This is a genomic window from Myxococcus sp. NMCA1 (assembly GCF_026810205.1).
In the GTDB taxonomy this organism is placed as follows: Bacteria; Myxococcota; Myxococcia; order Myxococcales; family Myxococcaceae; genus Myxococcus; species Myxococcus xanthus_A.
Genome location: NZ_CP113950.1, coordinates 8188043 through 8202864, shown reverse-complemented (window position 1 = coordinate 8202864; position 14822 = coordinate 8188043). Strand labels below are relative to the sequence as shown.

The following is a 14822-nucleotide window of genomic DNA, read 5'->3' as shown; positions in this document are numbered from 1 at the left end:
CATGTCTGTGCGGCTACAGGACGTAGCCCTTGGCTCCCACGAGTATCGACTGGCTCAACAAGGAGTGGAACTCGGTGCGGTTACCTCCGTGGTGAATGACGCCTACCGCGAAGAGCGCCAGGCGGCTCCAGACATTCCATTCCGCATAGGCGGAGGCCTGTCCGCTGCCGTCCACCAGGTTGAGCGAGTAGCGGAGCTGCCAGGTGGGCCCGGTGTCGGTGGGGTTGTTCTGCACCTGCAAGAACAGATAGTGGCGCCCGAGGAGCGCCAGCCCATTGTTGAGCGCCGCCCCTAGCGTCTGGCCCGCGAGCGCGGCATCCGGGGAGGGGATGGCCAGGACCGAGGATGCACGACTGGCGATGTCGAAGTACCTCGCGCCATCCGCCCACCGGTAGCCTTCATTGTTGCTCAGGTACTCCAGGTAGACGGTGTGGCCGGAGTCCAGCGTGTACCCGCCGCCGGCGAGCGCGGAATAGAGGAGCCGGTGGTCCCGCGCATGGCGAGGCAGGAAGGCGCCTCCCATGGCGTTGGGGAGCCGCTCGGGGTAGAGCGCGGAGGTCCCCTGCCGCAGGCCACCTTCCGCGTAGAGGAGCAGCGCCTCGCCGACGGTGGTCTGCCCGAAGGCACCGAAGCGCGGGCGTTCGTGGGCCCACCGCTTGGAGGCGTTCAGTCCCACGACGGAGGCCTCGGCTGTGTAGTCCACCTTCAGCAACGACAGGGCCTTGAACCCGTCCTCCTTCTCCCATTGCCAGTCCCCGCGTCCGTCGCCGAACTGGTGCAGCAGCGACAGGGCCAGCGCCTGCGTAGGGGACCAGGTGGCCTGGGCCACGTCCACGCCGCGCAGCTCGCGCATGGGGTTGTTCCGGCCGTTCTCGAAGTAGATGGGATTGCTGGGCGAACGGAAATTGGAGGGCCCCCACATGAGCACGTCCCTGCCCAGGGACACGGCGAGCGACTGCACCGGGTAGAGCGTCACCAGACCCTGGTTCACCCAGGCGTCGAGCCGTGTCTCCGGTCCCGTCTCCCCGAAGCGCCGCCACTCGAAGCGGGCCCGGGGCTTCAGGCTCACCTCGAAGGTGTCCGTGACGAGCTTCAAATCAAGCCGGCCCTCCACCTCCGTCTGCCCTGCTGGAAGATGGGCGATGCGGTTGCCAGGATTGAGCAGGCTGTTCTCACGGAGTCCTCGCTCACTGTCCAGAGCCAGCACCTGGAGGCCGGCGGAGCCCTGCTCCAGCAGCTCCTGGAACGCCTGGGCCTTCGCGTTCGTGCCCAGCCCTCCCGCCAGCAGGCCCATGAGCAATGACAGGCCGGCTGGCGGGAAGACAGCGATTCGCTTGGAACGCATGCGGCTCAGTTCCCAAGCCGGTTGACGTCGAACGTCCCGCGCGCCAGCTCCGTCACCTGCACGTCGGCGTACTCCAGCGTCGTCCTGGCGGGCGTGAGCGCGTCCTGGATGGTCATCTTGCTCACGAAGGGGAACGTCTTGCCTTCGTGGGTGAGCTGGTTGCCGTACTCGAAGGTGGCGGACTTCAGCAGCTTGCCGGAGAGGGAGAAGAACTCCGCCTTGACGCCGACCTGCCGCTCCTTGGAGACCCAGTAGGTGATGCGGTCATAGGTGCAGAACGTGTTGATGGCCTTCAACTCCAGCACGTAGCTGGTCTCGCCGTTGATGTCCTCTTCGCGCAGCAACTTGCCCTGGTAGTCGACGGCGTAGTTCGTCGACGCGATGTCGCCTTGAGACGCCTGACCGGAGAGCTTCTGCCTCGGTGAGATGGGGATGGGCTTGCGGAGGCCGGGACGGCTCATCCACATGTTCCGGTCCACCTGGAGCAGCTTGGAGCCCTTGAAGCGCACGGGCTCTCGCGTCTCCGCGAGGCTGGCGGTGGCATTGGCCTTCAGGGTGAGCAGCCGCTCGGGCTCCTTGTCCACGCCGCTTTCGGGACGGATGCGGACCGTCCAGCGGATGCCAGGAAGTCCGCCGCCCCGCGAGCGGTCCGAAGCCCTGAGAATCTCCGCCGCGTCTGGCTCCGCCGCCCGCGCCGTTCCAGTGTGCAAGAGCAGCAGTCCGATGATGAGCGCCAGGATGTGTTTCATGGTGATGTCTCTCTTTCCGTCAGACATGGCCCAGCGAATCGGTGATGCACTTGCGCGCGGCGGTACGCGCCGGGAAGAAGGCCGCGGCGATGCCCAGCAGCGAGAGCATGACGAACGTCCTCGCCATCCGGGGCACGTCGAGGTCGACCATGAGGCTGACCACGTTGGAGGAGTTGGGCGGGGTATAGGTGATGCCCGCGCTGTTGACGGCCAGTCGCACCAGCAACGTGAAGAGCAACCCTCCGGCGCATCCCAGCACCACGAGCATGAAGGCCTCGGTGGTGAAGAGTCGCAAGATGCCCGAGCGGCGCAGCCCCATGGCGCGCAGCGTTCCAATCTCCCGCGTCCGCTCCACCACCGTCATGCTCATGGAGTTCACGATGCTCATGACCACCACGATGAAGACGTTGCTGAAGATGAAGGCGAAAATCATGTCGAACAGGCGCTTCACCTGTGAGTAGAAGCTCGACAGTTCCAGCCACGTCTTGAGCTCCACGTCGAAGCCCGCTTGCTTGAGCTGCGCCGTGAGCTCCGTCCGCGCCTGGTCGGTGATGGCCTTGTCATCCAGCAGCACGATGAGCCGCTCGGCGCCGTCGAAGTCATACAGGGACTTCGCCAGGTCGAAGGGCAGGTACAGGAACTTGTCGTTGGTGCCGACGTTGCCCGTGTTGAAGTGGTCCACGATGTCCACGTCTAGCGCATTGGCCTGACCTGTCACCGTGCTCACCAGCAGCGCGGCCGAGTCGCCGGGCTTCAGGTTGAGAATCTTGCCCAGGTCCTCCGCCGTCGCTACCCCGATGGGGTTGTCCGCCTTCAAGTCACCTGACAGCTTGCGCTGGAAGTCACCCTGGAGCTTCTTGACATCCTCGGGGACCATGCCCTCGCCCACGAAGACGGTGGACGCGGTGCCGTTGGACACCATTCCGCTGAGCGACATGCGCGGCGTCACCAGCCGCGTGTGAGGGTATTGCCGGAGGATGGGCATCACCCGGTCCAGTTCCTCCTTGGAGAACATGTATTGCGCCGGATGGAGGCGGCCTTCGGTGCGCAGGCCTTGCTTCATCACCGTCAGGTGCCCCAGCAGTTCTCCATGAATGGCCTGCTTGGCCAGCCCGCCGTACACATACTTGATGTATCCCGCGAAGAGGCTGATGGAGGCGAATCCGAAGCCCACCGAGAGAAGGGTGACGAGGCTGCGCCGGTGATTCTTCAGGATGTTGCGGAAGCCAATGGAGAAGTAGTTCATCGCACAGCCTCGTCCGCCTGGAGCAGACCGTCCTTGAGCAGGAGCTTCCGGTCGACCAGGTCCAGGAGCCGCGGGTCATGGGTGGTGAAGATGAAGGTGACGCGCTTGGAGCGGTTGAGCTCACGCATGAGCTTGACCACCATGTAGCTGTTCTCCGAGTCCAGGTTGGCCGTGGGCTCATCCGCCACGACGATGGACGGCGACGTGACGAGCGCGCGGGCAATCGCCACGCGCTGGCGCTGACCGCCACTCATCTTGTCCGGGCGCGCGCTGGCTTGATTCTCCAGGCCCACGTCCTTGAGCGCCTGACTGGCGCGCTCGCGTACCTCGGCGGCGCCCACGCCCTGAATCTGCAGCGGCACCATGACGTTCTCCAGGGCGCTGAGCACGGGGATGAGGTTGAAGCTCTGGAAGACGAAGCCGACCTTGCGGCTGCGCAAGTCGGAGAGCGCGTTGTCCGTCAGCTTCGCGATGGGCGTTCCTTCCAGCGACACCTCGCCCGAGGTGGGCGCGTCCACCAACCCCAGGATGTTCATCAGGCTGGATTTGCCGCTGCCCGACGGACCCCAGATGGCGACGAACTCTCCCCGGTGGATGCTCAGGGAGACGCCTTTCAAGGCTTCGACCCGTGCTTCTCCCAGGACGTAGTCGCGCCGGATGTCGTTCAGAGACAGGAGCACGTCCTCGTTCGCCGTGCTTGCCGCTGTCCCTTCCAAGTTGGCCATGTCTGTCGTCCTCGATGCTAGAGCGCCCGGACCAACGCCGCGCCGGCGTTGCCCCCGAACGAGTAGGAGTGCGCCAGGGCCGCCCGGACGGGCCGGTGTGGCCGCGGTTGGCGCACCAGATTGAGCTCGAACTCCGGCTGCTCGGTGCCGCCCTGGACTGGCAACCCGCCACCCCGAACCGCGCTGATACAGGCGAGCAGGTTGAACATGTCGCTGGCGGACTCCGCCTCGCCCATGAGCCCCTTCACGCTGCTGAGGGGAATGGCGCGCGCCGCGGCGCCCATCACCGTCTTCAGCGCGGCCACCTCCGCCCTATCCAACGACTGCGTGGAGTTGCTCGCGGCTGCGATGTAGTCCACGGCCTCGGGCGAGGCCTCCGCGTCGCGAAGCGCCTGGCTCATCGCGGAGGCCAGTCCTCGGCCCTCCGGATGATGGATGCCGAAGGCGTGCCCGTCGTGCGCCACGCCCAGGCCCGCGATCTCCGCCAGCGGGGTGGCGCCTCTCGCCCGCGCGGAGGCGAGCGTCTCCAGCACCACCACCGCCGCTCCCTCGCCCATGATGTAGCCATCTCGCCTGCTGTCGAAGGGGCGGCTCACGTTGGTGTCGCTTAGCACGCCAATGTCATCCATGTCGAAGTGGGTGGCAGTGGTGAACAGGTCGAACGTGCCCGCGATGAGGGCGTCCGCCCGTCCGCTGCGCAGCGCCTGCGCCGCCAGGGCGAGCACCTGAAAGCCGCAGGCGTTACCCGCGCTGATGGCGTAGTTGGTGCCGCGCCAGCCCCAGCGGATGCTGAGCGCGCTGGCCACCGCGTTCGTCACAGTCTCCTGGAACAGCAGCGGTTGGACGAAGCGGGGCTCGCTGGTGATGATGCGGTGCCAGATGTCCTGACTGACCTCCGCCATGGCCCGGTAGGTGCCCAGGAACACGCCCACCCGCTCCGGGTTCCAGGTGGAGGGCCCATGCCCCGCCATCTGGAGCGCCTCCTCCGTGGCGAGCATCGTGTACTGCGTCCCTCGAGGCGCCCGCCGCAGGTTGTTGGAGCCTGTCAGCGCGGCGAGGCTCCCTTGCGGGACGCGCGCCCCGTGTTTGCAGCCGCACCCGGACACATCGAAGTCGTCGATGGGGCGGATGGCGCTGCGTCCCTGGGCGAGTGCGTCCAGCAAGGTAGGGACGCCGGCCCCGTAGGGGGACACCGCGCCCATGCCGGTGATGACCACTCGCATCTCGTCTGTCATTTGCGTACCGCCTGCCATGCGTTTCCCCTTGTGTTCCATCAGCCCTCCCAGCGGCGGAAGACCATCGCGGCGTTGTTGCCGCCAAAGCCAAACGCGTTGGAGAGCACCGCTTCCAGCTTCGCGGGCCGGCTGTGATGGGGCACGTAGTCCAGGTCGCACTCGGGGTCTGGCGTATCCAGGTGCAGCGTGGGCGGCAGGAAGCCACCGTTCAGCGCCACCACCGCGGCGGCCGCCTCCATGGCGCCGCTGGAACCGAGGCTGTGGCCGACCATCGCCTTGATGGAGCTGACGGGGACCCGGGTCTGCTCGCCAAAGACATGCTTGATGGCGCGTGTCTCGATGACGTCATTGGCCGGCGTGCCCGTGCCGTGCGCCTTGATATAGCCAATCTGCTCGGGCTTCATGCCCGCGCTCGCGAGCGCCGCCTGCATGGCCCGCGCGGGGCCGCGCCCCGTCTCGTCGGGCCGGGTCATGTGGTAGGCGTCCGTGGAGCCTCCGTAGCCCGCGAGCTCCGCCAGGATGTTCGCTCCGCGGCGCTTCGCGTGGGCCTCGCTCTCCAGCACCCACAGGGAGGCGGACTCGCCCAGCAGCGTCCCATCCCGGTCCTTGCTGAAGGGCCGCAGCTTGTCGCTCGCCAGGGAGCGCAGGACGCCGAAGCCGGCCTGGGGCATCTCACTGAGCGGATCGACTCCGCCCGCAAGCATCACCTCGGACCGCCCGGAGCGAATCGCATCCATCGCCACACCCAGGGCATGCAGGCCCGCGCTGCACGCGGTGGACATGACCAGGCTGAGTCCCCCCAGTTGGTACTGGCTGGCGACGTGGTCGCTCATGGCGCAGATGAAGCTGTCGAGCACCAGGGCGCGCCACGACTCCTTTGGACCCGCCCGTCCGCGCCGGTAGGGGTAGTGCAGCGCGGCGTAGCCCTCCTTCCTCGCCGGCATCCCTCCCAGGTTGGTTCCAAGCACCACGCCAACGCGCGAGCGATCCTCGACCTCCAGGTCCAGCCCGGATGCCGCCAGCCCTTGCGCCGCCGCCACGCGAATCATCTGGGCGCCGCGACTGAGGTAGGGCAGTTCCTCGGGGCTGAAGTGCGCCGAGAAATCGATGTTCTTCAGCTCGCCAGCGGACTGACAGCGATGCTTGCTGGCATCGAAATGGGTGACGGGCGCGATGCCGTCTCTCCCCGAGCGCAGCCCCTCGGAGAACTCCGCCAGGTTGTTGCCAATGGGCGTGAGAACGCCAATGCCGGTAACGACGACTTTGTTGCTCATCCTGTTCCTCTCAGCCCGTGTTGCGCGATTCCTTGAAAAGACAGACGAACGCGGACGGCGCGCTACAGCACCAGCCCGCCATTCACGCGCAGCACGTCGCCCACCACGTAGGCGCTCTCTGGCGACGCCAGGAAGAGCGTGGCGTTGGCGACATCCTCCACGGTGCCAAGCCGGCGGATGGGGGTGGCCTGGATGAAGCCCTCACGGACGCCGGGACGGTTCATCAGTCCCGCGACCATCTCCGTCTCCACGAAGCCAGGCGCCACGCAGTTCACCCGGATGCCATGCGGCCCCAGCTCCCCCGCCAGCGCCTGCGTCAGCCCAATCAAGGCTCCTTTGGTCGCGGCGTAGGGCACCTGTCCCGCGCGTCCCCGGATTCCGGCGGAGGAGGACATGTTGATGATGGTGCCACGGCCTTGCTGCACCATGGTGGGGATGACCGCCTGACAGCATGCGAGCGCGCCGTAGAGGTTGACGTCCACCGTCTCCCGCCAGGCCGCGGCCTGGAGCATCATCAGGTGCCCATCCCGGCTGATGCCGGCGTTGTTCACGAGCACATCGATGCGGCCGAAGTTCGCGAGCGCCGCCTCCCGGAGCTGCCCCGGCACGTCGGGGCTGGCGACCGAGCCGGGGACCAGCACGCAGCGGCGGCCCTTCGCCTCGACCTCCGCGGCAGCCTGACGCGCGGCCTCTGCGTTGCTCCCGTAGTTGAGGACGATGTCCGCGCCCTCCGCGGCGAAGGCGAGGGCAATGGCCTTGCCAATGCCACGCGAGCCGCCCGTGATGATGACCGTCTGCTGCTGGAACCGCTGACGTGTTGCCTGGGATTCACTCACCACAGACCTCCGGTGGCAGACAGGCGCTGACCCGTCGTGAGGTTCGCCGCGCTCGAGCCGAGGAAGAGCACGGCCTCCGCAATCTCCTCCGCGCTCCCGAGCCTCCCCAGAGGACCCAGCTCGCCATCGAGCCGCTCGCGCTGCGCCGGGGAGAGGTGTGCTGTCTCTTCTTCCAGGAGTTGGACCGCCAGCGTGTTCACGGAGATGCCCTGCCGGGCCACCTCGTTCGCCAGCGCGCGCGTCATCGCGGTGATGCCTTCGGCGGCCACTCGGCTCGCGCCTCCGGAAGCGGCATCCAGCAGGTTGACGATGCGCCCCGAGCGCTTGCGCATCATCGGGCGGATGACCTCCTTGCAGAACCACGCTGTCCCACTCAACTGGCGGTCGAGCACGGCCTTCCACTGCTCGGCGGACAAGTCGCTGAGTCGACCGGCCGCGCGGCTCAATGACGCGTTGATGAGCAGGTCGATGCGGCCCAATTCCGTGGCGACGCGGCGGACCACCGTGCCCACCGCCTGTGCGTCAGAAGACTCGCAGGCCAGGGCCAGCTCCGCGCTCAGCTCCCTGGCGAGCGCCGTTGCCTCTGCCTCGTGCTCCGGTAGGAACACCAGGGCCAGACGTGCCCCGGCCTTCCCGTGGCGCCGTGCAATGGCATTGGCGATGGGCTGTCCCGCTCCGGTGACCAGCACCACCTGCTGGTGGAGCAAGCCGTTCAGGAAGGGTGTGTTTGTTTCAGGGTGACTCATGTGACTTCGAACCTCTCTGGGAAAGCACCATGACGCCGCTGGCGGCCGGGACAGCGTCGCCCAGGCCTTGACCTCGACGCGCACCGTGGTCCGCCACCGCTTGAGAATGTTGGCTTCCATCCGCAGGACGCTGCCGGCCGGGATGGGTGTGTGAAATGTCATTGCCTCGATGCCGCCGAGGTACCAGACCGACGGTGTGACTTCGTCGGGCTCGCGCAGGAGCATGATGGCGACCTGTCCCAGGGCATCCACCAGCAGGCAGGAGGGCAGGGCGGGGGGCGCGTCTCCGAAACGCTCGAACATCATCTCGTTGCCGGAGACCTGCTTGAACGTCCTGCCAAAGCCCGGTGAGAGCGCCTCCACCGCGTCGACCAGCAGCATGGGGAACCGGTGCGGTGTCCCGCCGTAGATGCGGGCCATGGGGTGCTCAGTCATGAGCACCCCCGCGCAGCACCACGGCCAGGGCGCAGCCCTCACCCCCCAGGGCGGTGACCAGCGCGCATCCCTTATCGAGGGCCCGCGTGGCCAGCACGACCGCCAGCATGCCCGCCGTGCTGAACGTCTCTCCAAGCACGTCCTTGGGACAGCTCACGGGCACCTTCGCCGCGTGCGCCCCGAGGGCTTCGTGCAGCCCACGCTGCTCCCATCCGTCGAAGTCTCCTCGGCCGCTAGCATAGGAGAAGACGGCGCCCAGTTGCTCGGGCTCGATTCGGGCCATGTGCATCGCGTCCCGCACCGCGCGAGCCAGCGTGTGCACCTGGTTCGTGAGCGAGCCTCCCCGGTGCCCGGTGCCCAGGACTTCCGCGTGGCGGTGTGCGCCGCGCGTCAGGGCCCGCGTGTGCTCCTCCAGGACCAGGGCGCACGCCGCTTCACTCACCCGTGTGGCCTCAGGCAGGGCGAGGCCCGCCAGGAGCATGGGGCTCAGGGTGTCCGCGCCCACCACCACCATCCGCTCCGCCTGGCCCTCCTCGATTTGCTGGCAGCCGAAGCGAAGCGCCTCCAGCCCCGCGGCGTGGCCCGAGCACAGGGTCGCGGTGGGACCGCGAAGGTCGTGCACCATGGAGATGTAGCCAGTCGCCGCGTTGGTGACGGTGTTCTGGAACACCACCGGGTTTCCATAGCGGCCGCCTCGCTCCAGGATGCCTTCCAGGTACTCCTCGTTCGTGGGCAGGCAGCCGTAGCCGGAGCCGAACGCGATGCCTGTCTGGAGGGGATTGCCGGGCCCGGCATCCTCGATGGCAAGCGTGGTCGCGGTGAGCGCGATGCGCCCGAGCCGGTCCATGTGTCGCAGCTGGGAAGACTGCTTCACGAACGCCGCGTCGGGAATGCGCTCCGCCAAGGAGGACGGTGGGCCCGCATCGCCTCGGGAGAAGAGCTCCCAGAGTGCTGTAGGTCCCGTGGCCCGGGGACACACCGCGCCGAGCCCGCTGATGACGATGCGCCGGCTCATCGTGCCGCCCTCCCTGTCTCTGGAAAGCGCCGGGCAATGAGGGCGACGTTCGCCCCGCCGAACGCGGACTTGGTGCTCATCAGCGTGTCGATGCGTTGGGCGCGGCCCTCGCCACGCACCACATCGACGTCGCACTTCGGGTCCAGTTCCTCGCAGTTGAGGGTAGGCGGGAGGAAGTCACGAGCCATGCCCAGCACGGAGCCAATGAGCTCCAGCGCGCCGGAGGCCCCCAGCGTGTGGCCGAAGTAGGGCTTGAGGGAGTTGACCGGCACCGACGTGGCTCGCGCACCGAAGACACCTCGCAGGGCGTGGCACTCCGCGGGGTCATTGGCCGGCGTCCCGGTTCCGTGGAGGTTGACGAAGTCGATCTGCTCCGTCGTCAGTCCCGCCTGTCGCAAGGCGAGCGTCATCGCCTGTTGGAGCCCCCGGCCCTCGGGATGCGGGCTGGTGGGGTGATGGGCATCACCCGCCGTTCCCCAGCCGCACAGCTCCGCATGGATTCGAGCGCCCCGCTGGCGCGCGTGGTCCAGCTCCTCGAGCACGAGGATGCCCGCGCCCTCGCCGAGCACCATCCCATTGCGCCGATGGTCGAAGGGGCGGCACACCGTGGGCGTCATGGCACGCAGGACGGAGAAGCCACTGAAGCTGAGCAGGGTCAGTGCATCCGCCCCTCCCGCCAGCATCACGGAGGCCCGGCCCTGACGGATTTCGTCCAGTGCCCGGCCCATGGCGAGGCTGCTGGACACGCAGGCCATGGTGACGGTGGACAGGATGCCGCCCAGTCCGAACCGGTCCGCGACGTTCCGCGCGATGGAGGAGAAGGGAACCTCCCCGAAGTGTCTTCGGCGAGCGTGCTCATCACCTCCGAAGCGAATGACCTGTTCGAGGGACAAGGCGGGCCCACGGCTCGTGCCCAGCATGACCCCCGTCTCCTCCCGCCAGTTCCCCTGGGCTTCGAGCCCACTGTCGTGAAGGGCCTGCTCCGCGGCGTGGAGGGCCAGCTTCGACACCCGGTCCACCCCGTCGTCGGGCGCCTTGTCTGGCAGGTCCACCACGCCCGCGGAGTACGTCCGGCCTTCGATGTCGAACGGGGCGGCCCGCCGGATGCCGCTGCGGCGGTTCGCCAGGGCCTGGGCGAGCTCGTCGGCGGACAGCGCATTGGCGGCCGTCACGCCAAGGCCCGTGATGACGACGCGATGGGGGCTCACGAGAGCTTCTCCAGTGGCTCGGACGGCGCCGTGTCCACCAGACAGTCGTGGCCCGGGATGATGTGGCGGTATTCGCGGAGGAGCTTGCGGCGGGTGTGGCTGTAGAGCTCGGTGTCCTGCGCGAGCTGGAGCTCCCGCTCGGCGTTCTCCACCAAGGTCTTCCGTGTGAAGAGCGCATCCCCCGCGATGAGAATTTTTCGCGGCGTGCCCTCATCGTCCGTGCGGGCGCGGTGCGCGACGACGGAGATATGTCCATGGGTATGGCCCGGCGTGGGCAGCACCTCGACCTCCTCCGTCAGCCAATGGCTGCCGTCGACAGGGACGAAGCGCGAGTCACGTTCGAGCACGCGGTTGTAGAACCCGATGTTTCGAGTCACCTCACGTACGATGGACCGGACATAGAACTCCTTCACCGTCTGGTAATGCTCGCGCAGCAGCTCCGAGGTCGCGGCTTTCCCAGGGGTGTGGTCCTGGTGATACGCCTCGATGAAGTGCGCGTTCTCGACGAAGTCCTTGGCACCCACGACGTACCGCGCGTTGCGGAACAGCAGGTGATTGCCGCAGTGGTCGTAGTGAAGGTGGGTGGCGACGACCACGTCCACGTCATCCGGTGTCAGGCCGCGTTCCTTGAGTGCCAGCACCAGGCGTTCCGCGTCGTCGCACAGACCGCTGTCCACCAGGATGTTTCGCTGTTGGGATTGCACGAGGGTGACAGTGGAGCGCAGCCGTGGAAAGCCGCTCCCCTGGAGCAGCACATTCAAGAACATGGCGATGGGTTTCCTTGGGGCTAGGCGCCCAGCATCAATTCGCCGTCGGCGACCAGCTCTTCGCCCACCCGCGCTTCGACCTTCACGTGATGGATGGTGCCGAGGCTCTTGAGGTGCGTGGCCCGGACACGGAGCTGATCGCCCGGAACGACAGGGCGACGGAAGCGCATCCGGTGGATGTTGGCCATCACGCCCGGCCGCGCTGGCTTCTGTTCCGCCGGCTCCACGGGCACAAGGTCCGGACGGCTCCTCGTGCGCAGCATGACGCCCGCCACCTGGGCCATGGATTCGACGATCAGCACGCCGGGCATGATGGGGTGTTCGGGAAAGTGCCCCTGGAAGAAGGGCTCGTTCGCCGTGACGCACTTGATTCCCTCGGCGAACACGCCGGGTTCCAAGCCGTCAATCCGGTCGACCATGAGCATCGGATAGCGATGCGGCAGGAGCTGGAGAAGCTCCTGGATGCCGAGCTTGGCGGGCGTTGCTGCCTGCTGGCTAGGCACAGGCGGCCTTCTTCCCACCTTCAGCGATGAGCCGGCTGACCAGCGCCGCGAGCGTGTCGATGGAGTGGAACTCCTTGGCGACGCTGTCATCCGCGATGACGACGCCCCACTTCTCCTCGATGCCGACCACGATTTCCAAGGCCTCGACGCTGTCGAGACCCAGGCCACCGGCCTCACCATCCTGAGCGTCGCTCCCGAACAGCGGTGCCCCGTCCGGAATGCTCGCGGGGTCGATGTCCAGCCGCAGGCGGTCAACGATCATGGCCTTGAGGCCGTTCTTCAATTCCGTGCTGTCGAGTTGCATCCGCTTCTCCTGGTGTTGAAAAGCCAACGTAGCGGAGCCCTCTGACATCGCCGGATAGGTTGGGAGCCTGGGCTGACGTGGTTGGTTTCTCGGAAGTCAGGATTGGCGCAGTGACTGCGTGGGTGGCGCGCTGAGTCTCTGCTTCGCGGCTCAAACGCAAGACGTCGTGCTAGCGATGCCTTCCGACATGACCCCAGTCGCCCAGTCGTCCCGTTTCTTCACGCCGGCTTGTTCGCTTGCGCTGCTGTTCATGCTCTCCGCTTGTGGTGGGGAGGACCCGATCTGGAACCTCACCATGCGCGCCCGCCATGGCGAAGCCTGGAAGGAGTTCACTGCAGACCCTGGCTCGCATGTCATCACCGAAGACGGTGCGGGCAGCGCGGGGCTCAAGCAGATGACCGTGTGCGGATTCCATGGGCAGACGGGTTCCGACGCCGACGGCACCTCCCAGTCCTGCATGGAAGTGCGACTCGACCCCACGGCCCTGGGCACCGGCCCCGTGACACTGACCATCGCGGGCACCGCAATCCCCCTGGCGTACGGTTCCATCGGAACCGCCGAGTTCACCGCGCAGGAGGGAAACGCACCGGCAATCGTTTCGGCGTGGACATGGACGGTTTGTGACGAGGCGTCGCAGTTCATCGAACAGACGCCCCAGCAGATGCGTGGGGAACTGGTGCTCGATGATCCTCCGAAACTCCGGGGCCGTCTCTCGCTCCGGGCCGACGTCCCAAGCGAAGGCCCCTGTCAGGGGGAGCGCATCGAGGCAGAGCTGGTGTTCGACCTCGGCCACTGACGGCTGTCATCGGAACCGTGCGCGAAGTGAGGAGCTTCGCCACCTGACGTGGCTTGACGCCACCCCATGCGACGGCCAGGGTTGATGCGGTGGGGCATGCCCCATCTCCCCGAGGTTTCGACATGAACGCGATGAAGCGCATGCTCCTCTGCTGTGTGGCGATGCTGACGGCACCTTGGGCCGCCTCCGCGCAGGTCGTCGCCAAGGAGTCCTTCGACTACCCGCCCAAGCGCAGCGGGCCTTGACCTTGACACTGGTGGCAGGGACTAGCGTTCGTCTCCAGGAGGTCGGATGAACATCGGAGAACTCGCCCGGCGTACGGGCTGCAGTGCGCGCTCCATCCGCCACTACGAGAAGGCGGGGCTCCTCTTCTCGAGCCGGCGCGCGAATGGCTACCGGGATTTCGACGCGGAGTCGGTGCCTCGGGTGATGCAGGTGGCCCACTTCATCCGCCTGGGCTTCTCCCTGGAGGACATCAACACCTTTCCGCGCTGCATGCTCCGTGAGGTCACGCGCGCCATCTGCCCGCAGGCGCTCGCGCTCCACCGCAAGCGGCTGGCGGAGTTCGATCAGCAGCTCCTGGAACTCTCGGGGCGCCGGGAGCGGCTCGCTCGGGCGCTCGACGCGAATGCCCATCCCCTTGACCGTGTGAGGTCCGCATGAACCGGCGCGACGTGATGAAGACGGCCCTCGTAGGGTCGGGCCTGCTGTCGATGCAGGGCGCTCTCGCGGCATCGCCCGCGCGAGGCAAGTCGTCCCGGCGCACCTTCCTCCTGGTGCATGGCGCGTGGCACAACGCCCTGCACTGGACGCGTGTCACCGAGGCGCTCTCCGGAAGAGGTCACCAGGTGGTGGCCATCGACCTGCCCGGGCATGGCCTCAACGCGCGCTTCCCCTCGGCCTATGTGTCAGGCGATGCGGCGGGTTTCGCCCAGGAGCGTTCCCCGCAGGCGGACGTCACCTTGGAGGACTGCGCCGCCTCCGTGGTGGCCGCGCTGCAGAAGCTGCAGCCGGGGGCAGGAGGGGCAAAGCCCGTACTCGTGGGCCATAGCGCGGGTGGCACCGTCATCACCCGGGCAGGCGAGCTGGCGCCGCAGCTCATCGGCCGGCTCGTCTACCTGAGCGCGTATTGTCCAGTGCGCCTGGGGAGCGCCAGCGGCTATGACCCACTGCCGGAGGCGCGTACCGGTTATGGGGAGACGCTCTTCGTCGGCGACCCGGGAAAGCTGGGCGCGGTGCGCATCAACCCGCGCGGCGGGCCGGAGTATCTGGAGGCCCTGCGCGCGGCGTACTACCAGGATGTGCCCATGGCGGACTTCCTGCCCTTCGCGCTCTCCCTGACGCCGGACCTCCCCTTGTCACTCTGGACGTCCAAGGTGGGCGTGACGAAGGCGCGCTGGGGGCGCATTCCTCGCAGTTACATCCGCTGCGCTCAGGACCGTGCTCTGGCCCCCGCGCTCCAGGACCTGATGATTCGCGAGGCCAACGCCTTCACGCCAGGCAACGCCTTCACCGTTGAATCGCTGGAGGCTTCGCACTCGCCCTTCGCGTCGCAGCCGGAGAAGCTCGCGACGCTCCTGGACGGGCTGCGCTGAGGCGGCCGGGGGCGGCCAGCGTCACGGGGCGGGCGCGGTGTGC

At 67.3% G+C, this 14822-nt stretch carries 17 protein-coding genes; 4 read left to right on the top strand and 13 right to left on the bottom strand.

What is annotated here, in order from left to right; all coding sequences use genetic code 11:
* Window positions 1–13: 13 nt before the first annotated feature.
* The 13 genes from OZ403_RS33900 to OZ403_RS33840 all read right to left on the bottom strand — a co-directional run bounded on the left by OZ403_RS33900 (window position 14) and on the right by OZ403_RS33840 (window position 12388).
* Window positions 14–1345 (bottom strand): hypothetical protein, encoded by a 1332-nt coding sequence (locus tag OZ403_RS33900; RefSeq protein ID WP_268782694.1) that lies wholly within the window; start codon window positions 1343–1345, stop codon window positions 14–16.
* Between the two features lie 5 nt (window positions 1346–1350).
* Entirely contained in the window at window positions 1351–2094 is a 744-nt protein-coding gene (locus OZ403_RS33895) for an outer membrane lipoprotein-sorting protein (protein WP_140800011.1), read from the bottom strand.
* Between the two features lie 19 nt (window positions 2095–2113).
* Entirely contained in the window at window positions 2114–3340 is a 1227-nt protein-coding gene (locus OZ403_RS33890) for an ABC transporter permease (RefSeq protein WP_268782693.1), read from the bottom strand.
* A complete protein-coding gene (locus OZ403_RS33885) occupies window positions 3337–4065 on the bottom strand; it encodes an ABC transporter ATP-binding protein (RefSeq protein WP_140795351.1) in 729 nt (242 codons plus the stop codon). The genes OZ403_RS33890 and OZ403_RS33885 overlap by 4 nt, the downstream gene beginning before the upstream one ends.
* Window positions 4066–4082: 17 nt before the next feature.
* Window positions 4083–5300 carry a beta-ketoacyl-[acyl-carrier-protein] synthase family protein gene (locus OZ403_RS33880; RefSeq protein ID WP_268782692.1) on the bottom strand — a complete coding sequence of 406 codons (1218 nt, stop codon included), beginning with the start codon at window positions 5298–5300 and terminating at the stop codon, window positions 4083–4085.
* Between the two features lie 38 nt (window positions 5301–5338).
* Window positions 5339–6574, bottom strand: a complete 1236-nt coding sequence (locus OZ403_RS33875; protein ID WP_140795349.1) for a beta-ketoacyl-[acyl-carrier-protein] synthase family protein — start codon at window positions 6572–6574, stop codon at window positions 5339–5341.
* Between the two features lie 62 nt (window positions 6575–6636).
* Window positions 6637–7410, bottom strand: a complete 774-nt coding sequence (locus tag OZ403_RS33870; RefSeq protein WP_268782691.1) for an SDR family NAD(P)-dependent oxidoreductase — start codon at window positions 7408–7410, stop codon at window positions 6637–6639.
* Window positions 7407–8591, bottom strand: coding sequence for an SDR family oxidoreductase (locus OZ403_RS33865; RefSeq protein WP_268782690.1), 1185 nt, complete (start codon window positions 8589–8591; stop codon window positions 7407–7409). Before OZ403_RS33865 ends, OZ403_RS33870 begins: the two co-directional genes overlap by 4 nt.
* On the bottom strand, window positions 8584–9606 hold the full coding sequence (locus tag OZ403_RS33860; protein WP_268782689.1) for a beta-ketoacyl synthase N-terminal-like domain-containing protein: 1023 nt from the start codon (window positions 9604–9606) through the stop codon (window positions 8584–8586). The genes OZ403_RS33865 and OZ403_RS33860 overlap by 8 nt, the downstream gene beginning before the upstream one ends.
* Window positions 9603–10814 (bottom strand): beta-ketoacyl-[acyl-carrier-protein] synthase family protein, encoded by a 1212-nt coding sequence (locus OZ403_RS33855; protein WP_268782688.1) that lies wholly within the window; start codon window positions 10812–10814, stop codon window positions 9603–9605. Before OZ403_RS33855 ends, OZ403_RS33860 begins: the two co-directional genes overlap by 4 nt.
* Entirely contained in the window at window positions 10811–11581 is a 771-nt protein-coding gene (locus OZ403_RS33850; RefSeq protein ID WP_140795343.1) for an MBL fold metallo-hydrolase, read from the bottom strand. Before OZ403_RS33850 ends, OZ403_RS33855 begins: the two co-directional genes overlap by 4 nt.
* Window positions 11582–11601: 20 nt before the next feature.
* Window positions 11602–12084: a 3-hydroxyacyl-ACP dehydratase FabZ gene (fabZ, locus tag OZ403_RS33845; RefSeq protein ID WP_140795342.1), complete on the bottom strand. Its 483-nt coding sequence runs from the start codon at window positions 12082–12084 to the stop codon at window positions 11602–11604.
* A complete protein-coding gene (locus OZ403_RS33840) occupies window positions 12077–12388 on the bottom strand; it encodes an acyl carrier protein (protein ID WP_140800005.1) in 312 nt (103 codons plus the stop codon). Before OZ403_RS33840 ends, fabZ begins: the two co-directional genes overlap by 8 nt.
* 175 nt (window positions 12389–12563) lie before the next feature.
* Between OZ403_RS33840 and OZ403_RS33835 the strand changes: the two genes are divergently transcribed.
* From OZ403_RS33835 to OZ403_RS33820, 4 genes are all read left to right on the top strand, one after another.
* The gene (locus tag OZ403_RS33835; protein WP_268782687.1) at window positions 12564–13184 is read left to right on the top strand and encodes a hypothetical protein; all 621 of its coding nucleotides are present in this window, start codon (window positions 12564–12566) and stop codon (window positions 13182–13184) included.
* A gap of 122 nt (window positions 13185–13306) precedes the next feature.
* The gene (locus OZ403_RS33830; protein ID WP_268782686.1) at window positions 13307–13429 is read left to right on the top strand and encodes a hypothetical protein; all 123 of its coding nucleotides are present in this window, start codon (window positions 13307–13309) and stop codon (window positions 13427–13429) included.
* Window positions 13430–13475: 46 nt separating this feature from the next.
* The gene (locus OZ403_RS33825; protein ID WP_140800003.1) at window positions 13476–13847 is read left to right on the top strand and encodes a MerR family transcriptional regulator; all 372 of its coding nucleotides are present in this window, start codon (window positions 13476–13478) and stop codon (window positions 13845–13847) included.
* Window positions 13844–14779, top strand: a complete 936-nt coding sequence (locus OZ403_RS33820; RefSeq protein ID WP_140877386.1) for an alpha/beta fold hydrolase — start codon at window positions 13844–13846, stop codon at window positions 14777–14779. The genes OZ403_RS33825 and OZ403_RS33820 overlap by 4 nt, the downstream gene beginning before the upstream one ends.
* Window positions 14780–14822 lie beyond the last annotated feature (43 nt).

Excerpts from the sequence above, each read along its gene's own strand:
- OZ403_RS33900 (WP_268782694.1), bottom strand. The coding sequence starts at position 1,345 with ATGCGTTCCAAGCGAATCGCTGTCTTCCCGCCAGCCGGCCTGTCATTG.
- OZ403_RS33895 (WP_140800011.1), bottom strand. The coding sequence starts at position 2,094 with ATGAAACACATCCTGGCGCTCATCATCGGACTGCTGCTCTTGCACACT.
- OZ403_RS33890 (WP_268782693.1), bottom strand. The coding sequence starts at position 3,340 with ATGAACTACTTCTCCATTGGCTTCCGCAACATCCTGAAGAATCACCGG.
- OZ403_RS33885 (WP_140795351.1), bottom strand. The coding sequence starts at position 4,065 with ATGGCCAACTTGGAAGGGACAGCGGCAAGCACGGCGAACGAGGACGTG.
- OZ403_RS33880 (WP_268782692.1), bottom strand. The coding sequence starts at position 5,300 with ATGACAGACGAGATGCGAGTGGTCATCACCGGCATGGGCGCGGTGTCC.
- OZ403_RS33875 (WP_140795349.1), bottom strand. The coding sequence starts at position 6,574 with ATGAGCAACAAAGTCGTCGTTACCGGCATTGGCGTTCTCACGCCCATT.
- OZ403_RS33865 (WP_268782690.1), bottom strand. The coding sequence starts at position 8,591 with ATGACTGAGCACCCCATGGCCCGCATCTACGGCGGGACACCGCACCGG.
- OZ403_RS33860 (WP_268782689.1), bottom strand. The coding sequence starts at position 9,606 with ATGAGCCGGCGCATCGTCATCAGCGGGCTCGGCGCGGTGTGTCCCCGG.
- OZ403_RS33850 (WP_140795343.1), bottom strand. The coding sequence starts at position 11,581 with ATGTTCTTGAATGTGCTGCTCCAGGGGAGCGGCTTTCCACGGCTGCGC.
- OZ403_RS33840 (WP_140800005.1), bottom strand. The coding sequence starts at position 12,388 with ATGCAACTCGACAGCACGGAATTGAAGAACGGCCTCAAGGCCATGATC.
- OZ403_RS33835 (WP_268782687.1), top strand. The coding sequence starts at position 12,564 with ATGCCTTCCGACATGACCCCAGTCGCCCAGTCGTCCCGTTTCTTCACG.
- OZ403_RS33830 (WP_268782686.1), top strand. The coding sequence starts at position 13,307 with ATGAACGCGATGAAGCGCATGCTCCTCTGCTGTGTGGCGATGCTGACG.
- OZ403_RS33825 (WP_140800003.1), top strand. The coding sequence starts at position 13,476 with ATGAACATCGGAGAACTCGCCCGGCGTACGGGCTGCAGTGCGCGCTCC.
- OZ403_RS33820 (WP_140877386.1), top strand. The coding sequence starts at position 13,844 with ATGAACCGGCGCGACGTGATGAAGACGGCCCTCGTAGGGTCGGGCCTG.